Source organism: Bradyrhizobium sp. 138 (assembly GCF_023074075.1).
Taxonomy (GTDB): domain Bacteria; phylum Pseudomonadota; class Alphaproteobacteria; order Rhizobiales; family Xanthobacteraceae; genus Bradyrhizobium.
On the sequence record NZ_JADPKT010000084.1, the window covers coordinates 254,286 to 274,524 of the forward strand.

Below are 20,239 nucleotides of genomic sequence, written 5' to 3' on the forward strand. Positions count from 1 at the left end.
CTCTGAGTCAGCAAAGCTGATCTCATGAGTCAGCGAAGCTGATCTCCTGCGGAAGCTGATCTCCTGCCTATGTTAGCGCGCCCGCTACTCCCATTCAATTTCCGAGAATGCTGCGGTTGCGTTGCGGGCATTGTAATCGCCGAACAGCTCCCAGCGCGGCCGTTCCTCAGCCGCCGCCTTGTCGGCAGCGGCTCGGATCGGCTCGCCGTTCTTGTTCAGCGCGCGCACGTCGGACAGCAGCGTAGACAGGTAGCGCCGTTCATCGGTCAGCGCGGCAGGCCAATCGCTCACGGGTCCGTGACCGGGAACGACGCGTTGCGCCGGAATGGCCTCCAATTCCTTCAACGTGTCGAGCCAGCCGCCGATGCTGCCGTCCATGACCGGAATGTGGCGGAGAAAGACGAGGTCGCCTGCGAACAGGGTCCTGGTCGTCTCGTCGTACACGGTGACATCGCTGTCGCTGTGCCCGGTCCGCCAGGCGCGCAACGTCAGTCGACGCGACCCGAGATCGAGCATCATCGCGTCCGAAACCAGGAGGGTAGGGGCAATGATCTTCACCGGATTGATCAACTCGCTGCCCATGATCCGACGAAAATTGTCGAGATAATAGGGCCCGCGCGTCGCGAGCGCCTGCGGCAGCTTGCTATGGCCGACGAAGCTCGTGTCTGCGGTGGCGAAGGCCGCATTGCCGAAGACATGGTCGGGATGGCCGTGGGTGTTGATGACATAGCGGATCGGCTTGGATGTGCGGGCCCTCACGGCCGCCAGCAGGGCCTCGCCTTCGCGCAAGCTGCCGCCGGTGTCGATGACAGCCACGGCATCATCGCCCACGATGAAGCCGACATTGGCAATGTCGCCCTCGTTGTCGCGGGTCATCAGGGCAATGGCCCCGGAGTGTACGAAGATTCCCGGTGCGACTTCGCTCACAGGCAATTCGGCCGCCCCAGCCCGTGCTAGCGTTGTGATCCCCAGCAGGGACAAGGCCGCGATCACTCGAGCGATGCGAGACACTTTTCCGCCTCAGTTCAAAGGGTTTGCTGCATTGCACTGCAACAAAGCGAAGCCAGCGAAGTCTGGCCAACATGGCGCGTCATGCGTTGCATGGATAGCATTCAAACAAAACGAGGAGGAAGCGGGATGACGGAGGCCGGACGACATCGTCGCTGGTTGTTTTCAACTTGGGTCCTGGTTGCGTGCTGTGCGTTCGGCGATCTCGCTGTCGCGCAGACCAATGACAGCGGCGACCTCTCGTTCGAGCTGGTCGACCCCAACGTGCTGCGCGTCTGTGCCGATCCACGCAATCTGCCGTTCTCGAACGAGAAGGGTGAAGGGTTCGAGAACAAGCTGGCCGAGCTGCTTGCAGACAAGCTCAAGAAGAAGCTCGACTACGTCTTCTTCCCGCAGGCCACCGGCTTCGTGCGGATGACGCTGGGTGCGCATCGTTGCGACGTCATCATGGGCTTTCCGCAAGGCGACGACGTCGTGCAGGGCACCAATCCCTATTACCGCACGAGCTATGCACTGGTCGCCAAGGCCGGCAGCGGACTGGAGGAGGTCGATACGCTCGAGGATCCGAAGTTGAAGGGCAAGCATGTCGGCATCGTCGCCGGAACGCCACCGGCGACCAACATGGCCATCGCCGGCCTGATGAGCGATGCAAAACCCTATCCCTTGATGATCGACACGCGCTACGACAATTCGGCGCAGGCCATGGTCGACGACCTCGCCGCCGGCAAGATCGACGCCGGGGTGCTGTGGGGACCGATGGCCGGCTACTATGCGAAGAAGGTCGGCTCGCTTCACGTCACACCGCTGGTGAAGGAAACCACGGGGCCGAAGCTGGTCTATCGCATCGGCATGGGCGTGCGTCCCGCCGACCAGAACTGGAAGCGGCAGCTCAACAAGCTGATCCAGGAGAACCAGGCCGAGATCAACAAGATCCTGGTCGACTTCGGCGTACCGTTGCTCGACGAGAACAATCGGCCGCTCAGTGCGGAGACGGCCAAGAAGACGCCATGAGGTAGACGCCATGAGGCGGCCTCTTGCCGCTGCGTTCGTCGCTGCCCTGCTGGCGGCGCCCGTTCTGGCGCAGCAGCAGGAGCCGTTCGAGCCCGAGGGGTATCGCGCCGACAATTATCGCGCACTGGTGCCGGCGACGCTCGCCGGCGCGCGCGTGCTCACCACAATTGAAGCCGAAGCGATCTGGCGTGCGAAGCGCGGTGCGTTCATCGACGTGCTGCCGCGCCCGCCGAAGCCGAAGAACCTTCCGGAAGGCACGGTGTGGCGCGATGCGCCGCGCAGGAACATTCCCGGCAGCACCTGGCTGCCCGATACCGGCTACGGCAATTTGCCGCCGGCCACGGAGGATTATTTCCAGCGCGGGCTCGCGCGTGCCTCGGGCGGCGACAAGGCCGCGCTGGTGGTGATCTATTGCCTCGCCGATTGCTGGATGTCCTGGAACGCCGCCAAGCGCGCGCTGGCCTATGGCTATTCCAACATTGCCTGGTACCCCGACGGCACCGACGGCTGGGAGCGTGCCAAGCTCCCCACCGAAGAGGTGCAGCCGGAACCGCGGCCGGAGCAATAGGTGAGTGAACGCAGGTCTGCTCCCTCGCGCCGCTTGCGGGGAGAGGCGAAGCAAAAACCTACTTCTGCTTCTGCAACTTCGTCAGCGTGCCGGTGCCGTTGGTTTCGGTGGCAGAATAACTCACCCGGTCGCCGGCATGAACGGCATCCAGCATCGCGGCGTCCTTGGCCTTGTACTCCTGGAGCGCGCCGGCACTGCCAGTGCTGGCGCCGACCGTGCCCTTTTGCGTCTCTTGGATCGAGATCGTGCCGTTGAGCCGATCGATCCGCGTGATCATCCCCGTCATGTCGTCAGCGAGGGCGCTGGTTGCGAGCATGCTGAGGGCCGCAGCTCCCGCATAGATGAATCTTGTGGTTCCCATCGAGGCCTCCCGACGTCTTGGAGTTCACTTCGACAAGACATCCTAGATCGATTTGGTTCCGGCAGATAGCAGGGCAATAGGTTAACGATGCCCCCTGCGGCGAGTCCGGGAACCCTTTGCGCGCCGTCAGCGAGGCGGCGCTATTCCATTTCCTGTTGGATCACGCGGCCGAGCGCGAACAGGCGCTGGTCGATCGTGGTTGGAACCTCGCAGACGAATCGCACGACCTTGTTGCGGTCCTCGAAAATGCGGGTCTTCCAGATCAGCTCGTTGCCGAGCGCCTCGACCTTGGCCTCGTCCCGCGGGGTGGTGCCCTGCAGCGCCTGGAGCTGGATTGTCTCCTCGCGGATCTTGTCGGCGGCCTCGCGCTGCTTGCGGCTGACGCGTTCGAGCCCGCTCATCACCTGCGAGCGCTGGGCATTGAGCGTCTCGAACAGGCCGGCGAACAGCAGCTTGGCATTCGCGGTCTTGTCGGCGGAAGAGCCGGCCAAGAAGTCTTTCACCGACTTCTCGGCTTCGTCGAGCGGCGTCTTGCGCGCCGACAGTTTGGCGACCAATGCGGTGATCTTGGTGTCGTTCTTCCACCTGGTCTCGGCGTCGTCGAGCGCGGGACCAGCCCAGACGGCGGCGAGCGAAATCTCCGGCACCTTGGCTTGCGTGCAGGGCCAGTTGGGGTAGCGCGGATCGGCTGCGCGCACAGCCGTGCCCGACAGCGCGAGCGTCAGAACAGCCATCGCCAGAACCTTCATCCTTCGCCTCCTGCAGGCCCCCGTCGCGCCAGCCCACGCGAGGGATCATAGGCCCAAATCGCGCCGATCATGAAGACGATTGTGCAAGCGGCGACCACCGCGAGCGAGATCCAGTTGATTTGCCCGTAGAGCGCAAACCGCATCAGCTCGACCGTATGGGTGAACGGATTGGCCTCGCAGAGATAGTACAGATAAGGGCTGCCCTCCTGCACCCGCCAGAGCGGGTAGAGCGCGGAGGAGGCGAAGAACATCGGGAAGATGACGAAGTTCATCACGCCGGCGAAGTTCTCGAGCTGCTTGATGCCGGAGGAGATCAGCATGCCGAGCGAACCCAGCATCAGCCCGGACAGGATCAGCGCCGGCAGCACGGTGAGATAGCCCGATGACGGCGGGGTGATGTCCCAGAACCAGGCGATCAGTAGGAACGCGTAGACCTGGAGCAACGACACCGCGGTGCCCGCCAGCAGCTTGCAGAACAGCAGGAACCCGCGCGGCAGCGGGCTCACCAGCAGCGTGCGCATGTTGCCCATCTCGCGGTCGTAGACCATCGAGAGCGAGGATTGCATGCCGTTGAAGAGCTGGATCATCGCCATCAGCCCGGGCGCGATATAGACCTCGTAGAGGATGTAGGTCTCGTAAGGCGGGATGATGGAGATGCCGAGCACCTGGCGGAAGCCGGCGGCGAAGATGAAGAGCCACACCAAGGGCCGCACCAGCGCCGAGACGAAGCGCTCGCGCTGATGCAGGAAGCGCAGGCCTTCGCGCCAGACGATGCCGGTGATGCACGTCATGTACTCTGCGGCCGAGAAGCCGCGCGGGGCCTCACGCGTGGTGATGCTGCTCATGCGCCGCCTCCCGGCATGGTATGCGCACCGGTCAGGCGCATGAAGGCGGTGTTGACGTCCTGCGCGCCGGCTTCGGTGATGACGCGGCTCATCGGCCCCCGCGCCAGCACCTTGCCCTGATGCAGCACCACGAGGTCGTCACTGGGCATGATCTCGTCGAACAAATGCGTGGCCCAGAGTACGCCGATGCCTTGCTCGGTCACGAGCTGGCGGACTTGACCGATGATGTCGGCGCGCGCCTTGACATCCAGGCCGACGGTCGGCTCGTCGAGGAGCAGCAGCCGCGGCCGGTGCAGCAGCGCGCGGGCGATCTCCAGCCGCCGCATCTGCCCGCCCGAGAGATCGCGCACCTTGCTGCCGGCGCGATCCGCAAGCCCGATGCGGCCGAGCAGCTCGGCGCTGCGTGCGGCGGCCTCGCGGCGGCTGATGCCGTGGAGTGCGGCGTGGTAGAGCAAATTCTGCGTCAGCGACAAGTCGAGATCGAGCGTGCGCGGCTGGAACACGACCCCTAACAGTCGCAGCGCCTCGCCGGGGCTCTTGCTGATGTCGTGGCCGAAAATGCCGACGCGGCCGGACTGGATGCCGAACAGGCGCGTGACGAGCGAGAACAACGTGCTCTTGCCGGCGCCGTTGAGGCCGAGCAGCGCCGTGAAGCTCGCCGGCTGCACATTGAAAGAGACGTCGATCAATGCCCGCCGCGCCCCATAGGCATGGCTGACACCGTCGATCGACAGCGCCGGTGCCGCGGCTGGATCGGGTCGCGGCACCTCGCGTGGGTCGGGAATCGGAGCAGGGCTGGTCATGGCGCGATCGCGATGCCCCAGGGTAGTTCGCCGACCTGAATGGTCTTGATCACCTTTTGCGCGGCGACGTCGATCACCGAGACATCGTTGGAAACGCCGTTGGTGGTGAGCAGGTATTTTTCATCGGGCGTGAACGCCATGTGCCAGACCCGCTGACCGACCAAGAGATATTTCGCCACCTTGCGCGTGGCGACATCGACCACGGCGATGCGGTTGGCCGGGCCGAGCGCGATGAAGGCGGTCTTGTCGTCCTTGGTCATGCCGATGCCAACCGGCTGGATCGCCTCCTTCCGCAGGCCCGGAATCTCGAAGGTGACCTTGCCGATCACTTCGTGCTTTTTCGGGTCGATCACCGAGACGGTGCCGCCGATCTCGGAGGAGACCCACACTTCCGAAGAGTCGTGCTTGAACTCGGCAAAGCGCGGCCGCGCATCGACCAGCACGTTGGCGACGATCTGGCGCGAGGCCGTGTCGATGAAATGCGCCATGTTGGTCGTTTCCGACGTGTTGATCAGCGTCTTGCCGTCGGGGCTGATGGTCATGCCCTCGGGCTCGACGCCGACCTGGATGTCGCCGAGCCGGGCGCGCTTCTCGAGGTCGATCACGGTCACCGTGTTGTCGTTCTCGTTGGCCACATAGAGAATTTTTCCCGCCGCATCCTGAGCGAACAATTCCGGGTCGGGGCCGGAGGGCAGGCTGTCGACGACGGCTTGCGTCTTCGCGTCGATCATCTGGATGGTGTCGTCGTCGCCGACCGCGACCATCACGAACTTGCCGTCGCGCGTGAAGTCGATGCCGCGCGGGCGCTGGCCGACCTTGATGGTCTTGGTCACGGTCCAGCTGTCGGTGTCGATCACCGTCACCGTATTGCTCTTCTCGTTCGAGACATAGGCGATGAACGCATGCGCCGGCGAAGCCGCCAGCACCAGTCCGGCGAGAAGCCCAACGCGCCCCATGCGCAACATCTGCGTCCTCACTTCAATTTGCATTTGCTCTCCGGACGATCATAGCCGAGCGTGTCGAGCTCGGAGACTTGGTGCAGAAATCCCTCCTGCGGCGAGACCGACACCACCATGCGGCCGTCGACCAAGAGGATCGGCTGCCGCAGCTGCAGATTCCAATCGCGCAGCGTCAGCCGGGTGCCTTTGAAGGCGGCGACCGAGAAGTCCGGACCCTTGATGAAGTCGGTGACCTTCTTGGCGTCGCCGGAATTGGTGCGCGAGGTGGCTTCGCCGATCATGCGGGCGGCAGTCCAGGCCTGCATGTCGAGCGCGGTCATCCGCCGCGCGTTCAGCTTGACGAAACGGTTCTGCATCTGGATCGCGCCCCACTGGTCCTGCGCCGCGTCCCAGCTGCGCGGCACGAGCCCAGCCGAGCCGGCGACGGGCCTCGGATCCCAGGTGCGATAGGGCAGGTAGGCGCCGAACACCTCGCTCTCGTCGGCGGCGACCAGCACGTCGTAGGCCGGCGCGCCTTGCGTGAACACCGGCATCTGGCGCTGGATCAGCGTCACGCCGCTATCCGTGCGCCGCGCGCCGCCTTTGTCTTCGAACGTCTTCTCCTGCACGATCTTGGCGCCGAACCGCGTCGCCGCGCGCCGGAGCGCGTCCGCGAACAGTCTGTCTTCGTCATGCGAGCCGACCACCAGCAGCCAGCGCGACCACTTCTTCCACACCAGATATTGCCCAAGCGCATCCGCCAGCATCGCGCGCGTCGGCGCGGTGTGGATGACGTTGGCGCGGCAATCGGCCTCGCGCAGCCGCTCGTCGATCGCCCCCGCATTGAACAGCAGCGTGCCGCGGCCGCGCAGGGCGTCGGCCACTTTCAGCAGCGCATCGGCGGGCAGGTCGGTGATGATGAAGCTGTTCTTGTCCGCGAGCGCGGTCGCGGCCTGCACCACGTCCTCGCCTTCCCTAATGCGGCGCTCCTCCAGCGCAAAGCGCTGACCCAGAAATTTTCCGGTGGTGTTGTTGTCCTCGATCGCGAGCCGCGCGCCGGCGACGCCGTCATTCTCCGCGGGCTGCTCGACCAGCGACAGCGTCGATCGGGTGCCGGCGATGCCGAGATAGCCGACGCCGATCAGGGCAGGCTCCGCCGCGAGCGCGCTCGTCGCAGCAAGACCGAAGCCGATCAGACCGGCCAACCATCGGATCATGTTTCCTCCGGACGATCTCCCCGGCTTGACCGCCGGTAGAGAATTGTCTCTGCTAAAGCATGACCAATTTGTCAGGGCATGCAACCCCGCATTTCGTCCCCGCGCGCGCGAGGACTGGAATCACGATCATGCGAGCGCTGCTATGTTTCGCCGCATTGCTGTTGGCGGGGTCGGTCGCGCGCGCCGACCCGCCGAAACTCGCGGTGTTCGATTTCGAGCTGATCGACACCAGCCTGCCCGGTGAGTTCTACGGCTCCAGGCCCGAAGAGGCGCGGCTCCTGCGCATCAGCGAGCAGCTGCGCAAGGAATTGACGGAGTCCGGCAGGTTCCAGGTGCTCGACATCGCGCCGGTCAGGGACGCGGCCCGTCACGCCAATCTGCAGGCCTGTGGCGGCTGCGATCTCAAGCTCGCCGGGCAGCTGGGAGCTGACCTCGAGATCACCGGCATGGTGCAGAAGGTCTCGAACCTGATCATCAACCTCAACATTTATCTGCGCGACGTGAAAACCGGTGCCATGATCACGGCGGCGAGCGCCGACATGCGCGGCAACACGGATGAGGCCTGGACGCGCACGATGAGCTATCTGATCCGCAACCGCTTGCTGGCGCCGAATTACGGGCGGCCGGAGTAGATATTTCTCTCCGCGAGCCGGGAATCGTAGGGTGGGCAAAGGCGCACTTGCGCCGTGCCCACGATCAATCAATGATTCGAGAGAAATCGTGGGCACGCTTCGCTTTGCCCACCCTACGATACTGCGGTCGTGGAGAGACACCCCTCATCAAAACGAGAGAAGGGAGGAAAATCACCCCTTCAGCTTCTCCGCATGCCAGTGCAGATGATCGCCCATGAAGGTCGAGATGAAATAATAGCTGTGATCGTAACCTGCCTGCCGTCGCAGCGTCAGCGGGATGCTCGCCTTGGCGCAGGCGGCTTCGAGCAGCTCGGGCCTCAGCTGCTCTTTCAGGAAATTGTCGGCCTCGCCGACGTCGACCAGGAAACCGGAGAATTTCGCGCCGTCCTCGATCAGCGCTACCGTGTCGTGGCTGCGCCAGGCGTCCTTGTTCGGTCCGAGATAGCCGGTCAGTGCCTTGATGCCCCAGGGCACGAGCGAGGGCGCCACGATCGGCGCGAACGCGCTCGCGGCGCGATAGCGGTGCGGGTTGCGCAGCGCCACCGTCAGCGCGCCGTGGCCGCCCATCGAATGTCCCATCACCGATTGCCGCTTGGCGTCGACCGGAAAGTTCTCGGCCACCAGCTTCGGCAGCTCGTCGGTCACATAGCTCCACATCCGATAATTGCGTGCGAACGGCTCTTGGGTCGCATCGACATAGAAGCCGGCGCCCAGGCCGAAATCATAGGCATTGTTGGCATCACCGGGCACGTCGGCGCCGCGCGGCGAGGTGTCGGGCGCAACGAAGATCAGGCCGAGCTCCGCGCAGGCCTTTCGGAATTCGCCCTTCTCGGTGACGTTGGCATGGGTGCAGGTGAGGCCGGACAGATACCAGACGACCGGCAGCTTGGCGCCTTCGGCATGCGGGGGAACATAGACCGAGAACACCATGTCGGTTCCGGTCGCCTGGCTCGCATGGCGATAGACACCCTGCACGCCGCCGTAGGATTTGTTGGTCGAGACAGTCTGAACAGTCATGCCTTCACTCCGTGGCATCTCACCACATCAAGATTGCAACGCTTGTGTGACCGAATTTGTGGCGCCCTCAGGCGACGCCGCTGTCGATCGCCAGCCGCACCAGCTCGACCGAGGTCTTCACCCCGAGCTTCTGGCGCATGATGGATGAGGTGTTGGCGACCGTCTTGTACGACGACTGCACCAGCCAGGCGATCTCGGATAGGCTCTTTCCGGCGCTGAGCAGCCGCAGGATCTCGATCTCGCGCGCGTTCAGCTTGGACAGCGGGCTTTGCGCCAGTGCAGGTCCTGCAAAGGCGATACTGCGCGCGATTGCGCTCGGGAGATAGGTACCGCCGCCGCCGACGGCGCGGATCGCCTCGACGAGGTCGTCGGGATCGCCGGTCTTGGAGACATAACCCTTGGCGCCGCATTCGATCGCCCGCGCGGCAAAGGCCGGGTCGTCGTTCATGCTGAACATGATGATGCGGGCCTCGGGCGCGCGCTCGAGGATGCGGCGCGCGAGCTCGAATCCGGAGACGGTCGGCAAGTTGATGTCGATGATGCAGAGGTCGGGGCGTTCGACGATGAAGACGGACTCGCCGTCTTCGGCGTCGGCGGCCTCCAAAATCTCGATCTCGCCCTCGTCGGCCAGCACGGCGCGGCAGCCGGAGGCGACAATGGGATGATCGTCGACGATCAGAATGCGCATAAGCGTTCCCCGCGACAGCGCGTTCCCCCTGGTCGAATTTGCCTGTTTCGCGCCGCATGATCGGGCGAGACACGCGTCTCACGACAATCATGCAACCCGGCCGGGTTTGCTGTACGCTTTCGATTAGATATCCGCAGCTTCCCCTCTGTCAACGTCATCGGGCAGGCGCGGGCCAAACCTTCGCGGGGCACGAGCGATACCAATGTGGCAAAATCTATCCTTGCGCGGGCGCATCAATCTGTTGCTGGCGCTGCTGCTGGCCCTGGGGCTCGCCGTCAATATCGGCCGCCAGGTCGCGGAGGCGGGGCCGCGGGTGCAGGCCGAGGACCAGAGCGTGATCCGGCTCGCGCGCGAGTTCATCGAGATGATCGTGGCCGATCTCAACGAGGCGCCCGATCCGGATGGCAGGCTGAACCAGATCGCGCGCGACCTCAGCCGTCTGCGCCATGTCAGCATCACGCTGCGGGATGCCGGCGATAGTCCGCAGACGCCGCCCCGGCTCGACACTGATGCCGACACGCGCGGGCCGCCGGCCTGGTTCGTCAGCCTGGTTCACCCCGAGCAGACCGCGGTCAGCGTACCGGTGTCGATCCGCGGCAGGCCCGGCTCGCTCCTGATCACCTCGCATCCCGATGACGAGATCGCCGAGATCTGGGACGGCATCGTGACCCAGCTCGAAGTCGGCTCGGTGATCGCGCTGGCGCTGTTTTTCTTGATGATGAATGTGGTCGGCCGGGCGCTGGCACCGCTGCAGTCGCTGGCGGAGGCCATGGGGAAGCTTGAAGGCGGACATTACGAGGCCCGTGTCAGGCCGGGCGGCGCGCCGGAGCTCGCCGCGATCTGCACCAAGCTCAACCACCTGGCCGCAACGCTTCACGAGGCGGTCGAGGACAAAAGGCGCCTCGCCGAGCGCGCGGTGTCGCTCCAGGACATCGAGCGCAAGGAGATCGCGCGCGAGCTCCACGACGAGTTCGGGCCGTATCTGTTCTCGCTGCGCGCGCATGCGAGCGCGCTGGCCAAGCAGGCGGATGGACGCGTCCCGAGCGCGGAGGCCGTGCGAAAACATGGCAGTGCCATGCTGGAGCAGATCAACGCGCTGCAGCAGTTCAATCGCCGCGTGCTGGAGCGCCTCCGCCCCGTCGGCCTCGCCGAGCTCGGCCTGCGCCAGGCGCTGGAATCGCTGTCGCGGCTGTGGCGGGAATCGCATCCCGATGTCGCGATAAAGACCGTGATCTCGCCATCGCTCGGGGTCACCGGCGAGACCGCCGATCTCACCATCTACCGCATCGTGCAGGAGGCGCTCACCAACGTGTTCCGCCACGCCGGGGCGACCTCGGTCAATGTCGTCATCGAGCCGGTGGAGCAGGCGCGCGACGGCCGCTTCTGCGCCCGGGTGCGGGTCAGCGACAATGGCCGCGGCATGGAGCCGGGCCAGAAGCTCGGCTTCGGCCTCGTCGGCATGCGTGAGCGGATTCTGGCGCTGGGCGGCACGCTCAACGTCGTCTCCGGCGACGGCGGCCTGACCGTGGAAGCGCTGGTGCCGACGGCGGCGGCCTGATCGTACCCGAAACGATCGGGAAAAATTCCCGATTTGATCGGGAAAACGGGAGCCGATATTGCCCGACCTTTTGTGGCTGGCGCACCCATTGCGGCCGAATACACTCGTCTCGACTAATCGGCGAAAATCAAAACAGCCGGTGGTCGCGGATGGGAAGGCGGGGATGGGCACGGTTGTTTCGTTCAAGCGTCGTTTGTTGATGGCCTCGGTATCGACCGGTCTGGTGTCCGGGCTGGTGTTCGCGAGCCCCGCCGGGGCCGCGCCAGACGAGGAGACCAACGTCCAGAATCTGCCGCCGATCGAGGTGACGGCGCCGCCGCCGTCGGTGGCGAGACGCAGCGCGCCGACCCGGCCGGTCGCACGCATCGGCGCCGCGTCGTCCGCCAGTCCCCGGACACGCATCTATGTCTACCCGACCGCGCCGGGCACCGGCAGAGGTCTCGATGTCGACAAGGTCCCGTCGGCGATCAACGCCGTCGATGCCGGCCAGATCAAGCGCGCCGGCTCGCTGAACGTCACCGACGCGTTGCGCGATAACATCGCCGGCGTCAACATCACCGAAGTCACCGGCAATCCGTTCCAGCCGGACGTCGAATTCCGCGGCTTCGTCGCTTCGCCCGTGACGGGCACGCCGCAAGGCCTTGCCGTGTACCAGAACGGCGTCCGCATCAACGAGGCCTTCTCGGACGCCGTCAATTGGGACCTGATCCCGACCGCCGCGATCAGGTCGGTGACGTTGGTGACCAACAATCCCGCCTTCGGCCTCAACGCATTGGGCGGCGCGATCAATCTGCAAATGAAGGACGGTTTTACCTATCAGGGCGCCGAGATCGACGTGATGGGCGGCTCGTTCGGCCGCATCCAGGGCTCGGCGCAATGGGGCAAGCAGGTCGACGAGAACTACGCTGTCTATGCCGTGCTCGAAGGCCTGCGCGACAACGGCTTCCGCAATTTCTCTCAATCGACCGTGCGGCGCTTCTACGGCGATGTCGGCTACAAGGCGGGCGACAGCGAATTCCACGCCAATATGGGCGTCGCCAAGAACGATTTCGGCGCCAGCGCCACCGTTCCCGCCGAGCTGCTCGACAAATATTGGGGCGCGACCTACACCACGCCGCAGACCACGTCCAACCGCGTCGGCTATCTCAACCTGACCGGAAAGGCCGATGCGACGCCGACCTGGACGCTCGAAGGCACCGCGCATGTGCGCAGGTATGAGCAGAAGCTCGTCGACGGCAATCCGACCGACGTACAGGAATGCGCTGTCCTCGGGCTATTGTGCTTCGGCGACGATACGACGCCGGCGAACGGCACCAACGGCGCGCAGCTCGTCAATCCCTATCCGCTCGGGACCATCCTCGGCGAGATCGACCGCAGCACGATACGCTCGACCAGTTTCGGCGTGTCGGGGCAGGCCACCAACACCGACCAATTGTTCGGGCACGACAACCGCTTCGTGATGGGCGCGAGCTATGATGCCGGCGTCACGCGCTACAGCGCCACTGCCGAGATCGGCTCGATCGGAGAAAACTACGTCGTCAGCGGCAGCGGCGTCTTCCTGGGGCCGACCGGCCAGCCGACGACAGTTGCCGGTCCCGTCTCGCTGCGGACCGTCAATCAGTATAACGGCCTGTATGCGATGGACACGTTCAACGTCACGGATGCCTTCGCGGTCACCGGCGGCGGCCGCTTCAACGTGGCGCGGATCTCGCTGGAGGACCAGCTCGGGACCGATCTGAACGGCAATCATACCTTCACGCGCTTCAATCCGGTGATCGGCGGCACCTACAAGATCACCCCGGGGCTGACCGCCTATGCAGGCTATTCCGAAGCCAACCGTGTGCCGACGCCGCTCGAGCTCGGCTGCTCCGATCCAGCCCGTCCCTGTTTGCTCGCGGCGTTTCTGGTCTCCGATCCGCCGCTCAAGCAGGTCGTGTCCAAGACCGTGGAAGCCGGCCTGCGCGGCACCAGGGAGCTGAACATCGGCACCCTCGGCTGGAAGGTCGGCGGCTTTCGCGCCACCAATTACGACGACATCGTCGCGGTCCCCGTCGTCGGGCGAACCGGCTTCGGCTATTTCTCCAATGTCGGCCGCACCAGGCGGCAGGGCCTCGAGGCCGAAATCAACATCAAATCGCCCACGCTTCAGTTCCAGGCGAGCTACGCCTTCGTCGACGCGCGCTTCCTCGATCCGCTCGAACTCGGCTCGGAAAGCCCGTTTGCCGATCCGGCCACCGACACCATCCAGGTCAGGCCCGGCAACCAGATCCCCGCGATCCCGCGCCACCGCGTCAAGGTCGGCATCGATTATGCCGTGACCGACGTCTGGAAGGTCGGCGGCAACGCGCTGTTCGTCTCCAGCCAATATCTGGTCGGCGATGAGTCGAACCAGTACACCAAGCTGCCGTCCTATACGGTGTTCAATCTCCACACCTCTTATCAGGTGACGAAGAACATCCAGCTCTATGGCAAGATCGACAACATCTTCGACAAGCGCTATGCGACCTACGGCCAGTTCTTCGATCGCGACGCCTTGCCCAACTTCACCAACGGCGGCAACGACTTCACCGATCCGCGCTCTCTCAGCCCGGCGAGGCCGCGCGCGTTCTATGCGGGGATGCGGGTGACGTTCTAGCTGCTTTGGGAGTGCCGGCGTCCTCTTGATTGGCCGTCCAGGACACACGCCTGCGCCAACCGTCGCTTTCACTCCACCTTCATTCTCTCGAGCGGTGCGGCCGCGACGCTCGTCTGCTCCCGGACTTTGGCCACACTTGCGCGGTGGCGTCGCTGCACCAGATACTGATCGCCGAGCACCCCGGCCAGGATCACCGTTCCCATCACCGCGAAATTGAGCGAGCTCGGAATGCCCAGCAGGTTGACCAGATTCTGTAGCATCTGGAGCAGCACGGTGCCGAGCACGACGCCGATGATCGAGCCTTCGCCGCCGCGCAAGGAGCAGCCGCCGAGCACAGCGGCGGCGATGGCGTAGAGCTCGTAGAACGAGCCATGCACCGCCGGCGAAATCGAGCGGGTGTACATCGCGATCAGGATTGCTGAAAATGCGGTCAGACCGCCGCAGATGACATAGGCCGAGATGATCACGCGGTTGGAGCGAATGCCGGAGTAGCGTGCCGCTTCCTCGTTCTTGCCGACGGCATAGAGATAGCGGCCGAACACGGAGCGGTGAAGCATCACCCAGGCGATGACGGCCACCACGGCAAGGGCCACCACGCTGTGCGGCAGCGGAAAGCCGAGCACGTTGGTGCGGCCAGCGGCCAGCCATTCCAGCATCGGAAAGCTTGCACCAAAGCCGAAGCCCGCGGTCGCGTCCTCGGTGTAATAACGAGCCGCGCCGCGATAGATCAGGAGGCCGCACAGCGTCACCACGAAAGGCTGGATCCGCATCCTGGTCACCAGCGTGCCGTGAACCAGACCGATCACGAGCCCAGCCGCAACGATCATGGCGATGGCCGCGAGCCAGTTGACGTCGTGATTGACGATGAGGTCGATGAACAGGACGCCGAGGAGCGCGATCACGGAACCGACCGACAGCTCGATTCCGCCGATAATGATGACGACGGCTTCCGCGATGGAGAAGATGCCGAACAGCCCGACCTGGTTGGCGGTATTGGAAAGATTGCCAACGAAAAGGAATCTCGGATTGATGAGGGCGACGACGGTCCCGACCACAAGGATCAGAACCAGAAGGCTCACGTCTTTCTTGCTCAAGGTCCCTCCGCCTCAATTGTGTGGCCGACGGCAAGCTGCAGCACATTGTGCTCGCTGAACCGGCTGCGATCAAGGAAGCCAGAGATTGCGCCTTCATGCATGACCGCGATCCGGTCGCTGACCCCGATCACCTCCTCCATGTCGCTGGAGATCATCAGGATCGCAACGCCGGCGTCGGTCAGGCGGCGCAGCATGTCGTAGATTTCCTGTTTGGCTCCGACGTCGACCCCACGCGTCGGCTCGTCGAAAATCAGGACCTTCGGCCGCATCGACAGCCATTTGGCGAGTACGACCTTCTGCTGATTGCCTCCCGACAGAGAGCCGACGGTGGTCTCGACGTCGGGCGTGCGGATCTTGAGACGCTCCCGCTGGCGCATTGCATTCTCGTTCTCGCGCGCCGTGTCCACCAGCCAGAAGCGCGTATAGGATGCCAGATCGGGCAGCGAGATGTTTTCGGCGATCGAGACGTCGAGCAGCAGGCCCGCGCCCTTGCGGTCCTCCGGAACGAGATAGATGCCTTGCTCGATCGCGGCCCGCGGGCTTGCGATACGAATTGGCTCGCCGTCCAGTCTTATCGCGCCGCCACGCAATCGATCGATGCCGAAAACCGCGCGCGCGAGTTCCGTGCGACCGGATCCGACGAGGCCGGCAAGTCCGAGGATCTCGCCGCGGCGGACCGACAGGCTCACGGCGCGCTCGGGATAGGTGTCGGTGACGGCATCGACGATCTGGAGCACGCTGTCGCCAGGCGGCGCGGCGGGGCGAACGTAGAGCGATTTCAGGTCGCGGCCGATCATCAGGCGGATCATCGCCGCCGGCGAGAGCTCCGCGCGCGTCAGCGCGCCGACCACGCGCCCATCACACAGCACGACCGCGCGGTCGGCGCACTGCATCACCTCGTTGAGCCGGTGTGTGATGAAGATGATGCTGACCCCGTGGGCTTTCAGGCCGGCGACGATCCGCATCAAGCGGTCCGTCTCGGTCAGCGTCAGGCTCGAGGTCGGCTCGTCCATGATGACGAGACGAGCATCGAGCGAGAGCGCCTTCATGATCTCGACGAGCTGGCGCTGCGCCAGCGACAATTCGGCGAGCGGTGCATCGGCCGCGAAATCGCAGCCCAGCCGATCGAGCAGCGGAGCGAGGTCGGCATACATCCGTTTGCGGTCGATCAGCCGCAAGGGCCCGCCATGCACGGGCTCGCGGCCGATGAAGACGTTGCCGGCGACGTCGAGATTGTCGAACAGGTTCAGTTCCTGATGGACGAACGCGATGCCGGCCTTGATCGCATCCGCCACGGTGAGCGAGCTTCGCGCGGCGCCGTCGACACGGATGACGCCGCCGCTCGGCTCCACGACCCCGCCAAGCACGCGCATCAGCGTCGACTTGCCGGCGCCGTTCTCGCCGATCAGCGCAATGACCTCGCCGGGCGACACCTCCAAACTGACGTGGTCGAGAGCGACCACGCCTGGATAGCTTTTGCTGATGTCAACCAGCTCGAGAAACGGTTCTGACATGGCGGGCTGCGGGGCGGGCAGCGGGGATACCTCCTATTTCTTCAGCATCTGCTTCATCGAGGCCATGAAGTCGTCGACATTCGCCTTTTCGATGACCTTGCCGGGCACGATGATGATGCTGTTGGCCGGGATGCCGGACTTGTCGCCGCCGATGTAGCTCGCCATCAGCTTCATGCCCTGATAGCCCCATTCGAACGGCTGCTGCACCACCGTGCCGACGATGCTGCCTTCCTTGACGCCGCCGAGCGTGATCGGATCCTCGTCAAAGCCGATGATCTTGATCTTGTTGAGCTTGCCGGCTTCCTTGAGCACCTCGTAGATGCGCGGTGTATTGTAGGAGTAGAAGCCGACGAGGCAGCTCACATCGGGCATGGCTGCGAGGATGTCCTCGACGTTGCGCTTGGCGCGGGTCTGGTCGATCTCGTCGCCGCGGACGTCGACAAGCTCGACCTTCGAGCCTTTGATCGTTTCCTTGACGCCTTCGATGCGCTCGCGCGCATTGTCGGCGCCGGGCAGGCCGACGAAGCCGACGCATTTGCCGCCGTCCGGCAGCGCCTTGACCATCAGCTTTCCTGCCTCCTTGCCGAGGTCGGTGTTGGAGGAGCCGATATAGGCCACGCGCTTGGATTGCGGCGCGTCGCTGTCGGTGGTGAACAGCACCGTCTGGGACGCAACCTTGTTGAGGTGTTCGGTCTGGTTCTTCGGATCGACCGCGCTGACCATGATGCCGGCGGCGCCGGCGGCGACGAGGTCGTCCATCACGCGCTGCTGCACGGCGGCGGCTGCCTGTTCCGGATATTTGAACTGGAGCTCGTAGTTGGGCAGCTCGCCCTGCGCCTTCTTCAACCCGGCCTCGGCGATCTTCCAGAAGTCGGATGCGCCATTCACAACGAAGGCCAGAACCTTCTTGTCCGCCGCATCGGCCGAGCCGGCACCCGCTGCTATCGCGAAGGCAATAGATACACCTGCAACCAAGAGACGCTGCATATCATCCTCCCCTAAGGCGGTCGGCCCTTGATGAAGGCCAACTCTGCTTGAGCCCAGATTGGGCGCATGCCTCACCCCCGGCTGCAGGGCGATCAGCCGCCACCCGCATCGTTGCGGCAGAGGCGGGCTAGTGACCCGGCCGGCGAGGTGAAATGAGGCGCGTACCTCAAACGGTAGCAGAAGCACGCAGGGCGTGCAATCGGAAGACTTAACCGATCAGAAACCATTGCAAATGATCCGAAAATTTTAACGAAACTCTCCGGCTGTCTCTGCGTCGGTTCGCCGGGAGGGCCGTCTGATGACAGAGCACCAGTTGCGAGAGCAGGAATTCCGGATTGCGCGTTATCGGCGTTTGGAGCGGGAAGTGACTGATCCGCTTGCCGCATGTCTGCTTCACGACATCGTCGAGGAGCTTGAAGCCGAGCTGCGCAAGCAGCGTCCGGAATGGCACGGGCCGCGCGATTAACGCTTTCTTAGCGCTAATCATGCGGATGATCGCAAGGGAATGCCAGGGGACACTGCTCCCATGCTGAAGGACGGGACATATGCGGCGTGGTACAAGACGCCGCTCGACCAGGGGACCGGGATCGTCCATGTCGCGGACGGACAGATCTGGGGCCGCGACAGCCTGATGACCTATCACGGCTCGTGTCAGGTCGATGGAGATCGCTTCACCGCAACAGTGTCGACCAAGCGTCATACCGACGGACGGGTAACGGTGTTCGGCATCGACGACGAGCTCACTTTGGATATCGAGGGAAACTGCCCCGGCAAGATCGCGACTTACACCGCGACGGCACAGCAAGTGCCGGGAATGGTTCTCCAGGGAACGCTCATCCTCACCGAACAGCCGCCGCCGGCACATGAACCGGCCGAGCCGCGCCCGGCATTCAACCCCGACAAGCTGCCAAAGTTGCCGAAACGCCCGCGCTGACCAGGGAAGCCAGCGCGTCGGCTGGCCCGCATCCATATGTCGCGCCCAGGCCGCGCGATTCCGCATCCGGCCTTCCCCGAAGCTTGCTTCTCAAACCGCCCTGAACTCGCCATTGTGCGCCCGCAACAGCTCGGAAAAGCGGAGAAGCATCAATGTCGGACAAGGTCTCGCGTCGCCGGTTCGCGAAAATCGCGGGGCTGTCCGCAGCCGGCTTGACCGGTCCGCTCGACGCGGCGAAGGCAAGGCCTGCGTCGCCGACACGCAATGGAAGCGGCTTTCCGGCGGGCTTCGTCTGGGGCACGGCGACCTCGTCCTACCAGGTCGAGGGCGCTGTCAACGAGGACGGGCGAGGAGCCTCGATCTGGGACAAGTTCGTGCGCATCCCCGGCAAGATCGAGGACAGCACCAATGGCGACCGCGCCAATGAGCATTATCACCGCTACAAGGAGGACATCGCGCTGATCAAGGCGCTCGGCTGCAAGGCCTACCGCTTCTCGGTGGCCTGGCCGCGGCTGTTTCCGGACGGCGACGGCAAGCCCAACCCGAAGGGGCTCGACTTCTACAACCGGCTCATTGACGAGCTCCTGAAGAACGGCATCGAACCGTGGCTGACACTCTACCATTGGGACCTGCCGCAATCGCTCGAGGATCGCTTCGGCGGCTGGCGCTCGACGGAGACCTGCAAGATCTTCGGCGACTACGCCGCCTATGTCGCCAAGCATCTGACTGACCGCGTCAAGAACGTGTTCACGCTGAACGAGAGCGGCCGCTTCGTCTATTTCGGCTACGGCATCGGCATCGACGCGCCGGGCCTGACGCTGCCGCAAGCCGACGTCAACCAGATCAGGCACAACAGCGCGCTGGCGCATGGGCTCGCGGTGCAGGCGGTGCGCGCCCATGGCCGGCGCGGCACCAAAGTGGGGCCGGCCGAGAACATCGATGCCTGCATTCCCGCGATCGATACGCCGGAGAATGTTCGTGCCGCAGAGATCGCGCTGCGCGAATTGAATGCCGGCTACCTCAATGTCATCATGACGGGCCGCTATACCGACGCGTTCCTGAAATTCGCTGGCGCCAACGCGCCGAAATTCACCGATGCGGAGCTGAAGATCATCTCCTCGCCGGTCGATTTCCTCGGCCTCAACATCTACGCGCCGCAGCACTACGTGGTGGCCTCCGATCAGGGCGCGGGATTCATGCCGCTGCCGATCCCGAAATCGTTCCCGCACATGAATTCGGACTGGCTGCGCGTCGGTCCCGAGACCCTCTATTGGGTACCGAAGCTGGCGGCAAAGATCTGGAAGACGGATGCGATCTATATCAGCGAGAACGGCGCCTCCGGCGACGACGTCGTGACGCCGGACGGCAAGGTCTACGACACCGACCGCATCATGTATTTGCGCAATTATCTCGCCCAGCTCCAGCGCGCCACCAATGAGGGCGTGCCGGTGCGCGGCTATTTCCTCTGGAGCCTGATGGACAATTTCGAGTGGGTGTATGGGCTGAACAAGCGTTTCGGGCTGTACCACGTCAATTTCGACACGCAGGTGCGTACGCCGAAACTCAGCGCGAGTTTTTACCGCAACGTGATCGCGAACAACGCGGCGGGGGTGTAGCAGCTCTTGTTGCATCCAGAGGGCCGTCATGCCCGGGCTTGTCCCGGGCAACCACGTTCTTCGT

The 20,239-nt window shown here is 64.2% G+C and carries 20 protein-coding genes; 8 read left to right on the top strand and 12 right to left on the bottom strand.

Annotated elements, in window-relative coordinates:
- Positions 1-84 precede the first annotated feature (84 nt).
- On the bottom strand, positions 85-1,011 hold the full coding sequence (locus IVA79_RS29150) for a quinoprotein relay system zinc metallohydrolase 2 (RefSeq protein WP_247559521.1): 927 nt from the start codon (positions 1,009-1,011) through the stop codon (positions 85-87).
- Positions 1,012-1,137: 126 nt separating this feature from the next.
- Between IVA79_RS29150 and IVA79_RS29155 the strand changes: the two genes are divergently transcribed.
- Together IVA79_RS29155 and IVA79_RS29160 are read left to right on the top strand one after the other, a co-directional pair.
- Positions 1,138-2,019, top strand: a complete 882-nt coding sequence (locus tag IVA79_RS29155) for a substrate-binding domain-containing protein (RefSeq protein ID WP_247559523.1) — start codon at positions 1,138-1,140, stop codon at positions 2,017-2,019.
- A 10-nt stretch (positions 2,020-2,029) separates the two neighbouring features.
- Complete coding sequence (locus IVA79_RS29160) at positions 2,030-2,587, top strand: PQQ-dependent catabolism-associated CXXCW motif protein (protein WP_247559525.1); 558 nt, start codon at positions 2,030-2,032, stop codon at positions 2,585-2,587.
- 58 nt (positions 2,588-2,645) lie between these two features.
- Here the strand turns inward: IVA79_RS29160 and IVA79_RS29165 are convergent, their stop codons facing one another.
- The 6 genes from IVA79_RS29165 to IVA79_RS29190 form a co-directional block, all read right to left on the bottom strand.
- Positions 2,646-2,948 carry a copper-binding protein gene (locus IVA79_RS29165; protein ID WP_247559528.1) on the bottom strand — a complete coding sequence of 101 codons (303 nt, stop codon included), beginning with the start codon at positions 2,946-2,948 and terminating at the stop codon, positions 2,646-2,648.
- Positions 2,949-3,088: 140 nt separating this feature from the next.
- Positions 3,089-3,697, bottom strand: coding sequence for a hypothetical protein (locus tag IVA79_RS29170; RefSeq protein WP_247559530.1), 609 nt, complete (start codon positions 3,695-3,697; stop codon positions 3,089-3,091).
- Entirely contained in the window at positions 3,694-4,542 is an 849-nt protein-coding gene (locus tag IVA79_RS29175; RefSeq protein ID WP_247559532.1) for an ABC transporter permease, read from the bottom strand. Before IVA79_RS29175 ends, IVA79_RS29170 begins: the two co-directional genes overlap by 4 nt.
- Positions 4,539-5,345, bottom strand: a complete 807-nt coding sequence (locus tag IVA79_RS29180) for an ABC transporter ATP-binding protein (protein WP_247559534.1) — start codon at positions 5,343-5,345, stop codon at positions 4,539-4,541. The genes IVA79_RS29175 and IVA79_RS29180 overlap by 4 nt, the downstream gene beginning before the upstream one ends.
- On the bottom strand, positions 5,342-6,334 hold the full coding sequence (locus tag IVA79_RS29185; protein WP_247559536.1) for a YVTN family beta-propeller repeat protein: 993 nt from the start codon (positions 6,332-6,334) through the stop codon (positions 5,342-5,344). The genes IVA79_RS29180 and IVA79_RS29185 overlap by 4 nt, the downstream gene beginning before the upstream one ends.
- The gene (locus IVA79_RS29190) at positions 6,319-7,500 is read right to left on the bottom strand and encodes an ABC transporter substrate-binding protein (RefSeq protein WP_247559538.1); all 1,182 of its coding nucleotides are present in this window, start codon (positions 7,498-7,500) and stop codon (positions 6,319-6,321) included. The genes IVA79_RS29185 and IVA79_RS29190 overlap by 16 nt, the downstream gene beginning before the upstream one ends.
- Before the next feature lie 59 nt (positions 7,501-7,559).
- Here IVA79_RS29190 and IVA79_RS29195 point away from each other — a divergent pair, with 59 nt between their 5' ends.
- Positions 7,560-8,132, top strand: coding sequence for a DUF3280 domain-containing protein (locus IVA79_RS29195; protein ID WP_247559540.1), 573 nt, complete (start codon positions 7,560-7,562; stop codon positions 8,130-8,132).
- Between the two features lie 171 nt (positions 8,133-8,303).
- Here the strand turns inward: IVA79_RS29195 and fghA are convergent, their stop codons facing one another.
- Complete coding sequence (gene fghA / locus IVA79_RS29200) at positions 8,304-9,149, bottom strand: S-formylglutathione hydrolase (protein WP_247559543.1); 846 nt, start codon at positions 9,147-9,149, stop codon at positions 8,304-8,306.
- Positions 9,150-9,216: 67 nt separating this feature from the next.
- Positions 9,217-9,837, bottom strand: coding sequence for a response regulator transcription factor (locus IVA79_RS29205; RefSeq protein ID WP_247559545.1), 621 nt, complete (start codon positions 9,835-9,837; stop codon positions 9,217-9,219).
- Positions 9,838-10,039: 202 nt separating this feature from the next.
- Here IVA79_RS29205 and IVA79_RS29210 point away from each other — a divergent pair, with 202 nt between their 5' ends.
- Both IVA79_RS29210 and IVA79_RS29215 read left to right on the top strand, forming a co-directional pair.
- Positions 10,040-11,395, top strand: coding sequence for a histidine kinase (locus tag IVA79_RS29210; protein ID WP_247559547.1), 1,356 nt, complete (start codon positions 10,040-10,042; stop codon positions 11,393-11,395).
- A gap of 163 nt (positions 11,396-11,558) precedes the next feature.
- Positions 11,559-14,030 carry a TonB-dependent receptor gene (locus IVA79_RS29215; protein ID WP_247559550.1) on the top strand — a complete coding sequence of 824 codons (2,472 nt, stop codon included), beginning with the start codon at positions 11,559-11,561 and terminating at the stop codon, positions 14,028-14,030.
- Positions 14,031-14,098: 68 nt separating this feature from the next.
- Here IVA79_RS29215 and IVA79_RS29220 read toward each other — a convergent pair whose 3' ends face one another.
- The 3 genes from IVA79_RS29220 to IVA79_RS29230 are packed head-to-tail and all read right to left on the bottom strand — an operon-like array spanning position 14,099 to position 17,625.
- Positions 14,099-15,124, bottom strand: a complete 1,026-nt coding sequence (locus tag IVA79_RS29220; protein WP_247559553.1) for an ABC transporter permease — start codon at positions 15,122-15,124, stop codon at positions 14,099-14,101.
- Positions 15,121-16,638, bottom strand: coding sequence for a sugar ABC transporter ATP-binding protein (locus tag IVA79_RS29225; protein WP_247559556.1), 1,518 nt, complete (start codon positions 16,636-16,638; stop codon positions 15,121-15,123). The genes IVA79_RS29220 and IVA79_RS29225 overlap by 4 nt, the downstream gene beginning before the upstream one ends.
- 33 nt (positions 16,639-16,671) lie before the next feature.
- The gene (locus tag IVA79_RS29230) at positions 16,672-17,625 is read right to left on the bottom strand and encodes a sugar-binding protein (RefSeq protein ID WP_247559558.1); all 954 of its coding nucleotides are present in this window, start codon (positions 17,623-17,625) and stop codon (positions 16,672-16,674) included.
- A gap of 298 nt (positions 17,626-17,923) precedes the next feature.
- On the opposite strand from IVA79_RS29230, the gene IVA79_RS29235 reads away from it, so the two are divergent.
- The 3 genes from IVA79_RS29235 to IVA79_RS29245 all read left to right on the top strand — a co-directional run bounded on the left by IVA79_RS29235 (position 17,924) and on the right by IVA79_RS29245 (position 20,175).
- Positions 17,924-18,091 carry a hypothetical protein gene (locus tag IVA79_RS29235; protein ID WP_247559560.1) on the top strand — a complete coding sequence of 56 codons (168 nt, stop codon included), beginning with the start codon at positions 17,924-17,926 and terminating at the stop codon, positions 18,089-18,091.
- A gap of 60 nt (positions 18,092-18,151) precedes the next feature.
- Positions 18,152-18,559 carry a hypothetical protein gene (locus IVA79_RS29240; protein WP_247559561.1) on the top strand — a complete coding sequence of 136 codons (408 nt, stop codon included), beginning with the start codon at positions 18,152-18,154 and terminating at the stop codon, positions 18,557-18,559.
- A 152-nt stretch (positions 18,560-18,711) separates the two neighbouring features.
- A complete protein-coding gene (locus IVA79_RS29245) occupies positions 18,712-20,175 on the top strand; it encodes a GH1 family beta-glucosidase (RefSeq protein ID WP_247559563.1) in 1,464 nt (487 codons plus the stop codon).
- Positions 20,176-20,239 lie beyond the last annotated feature (64 nt).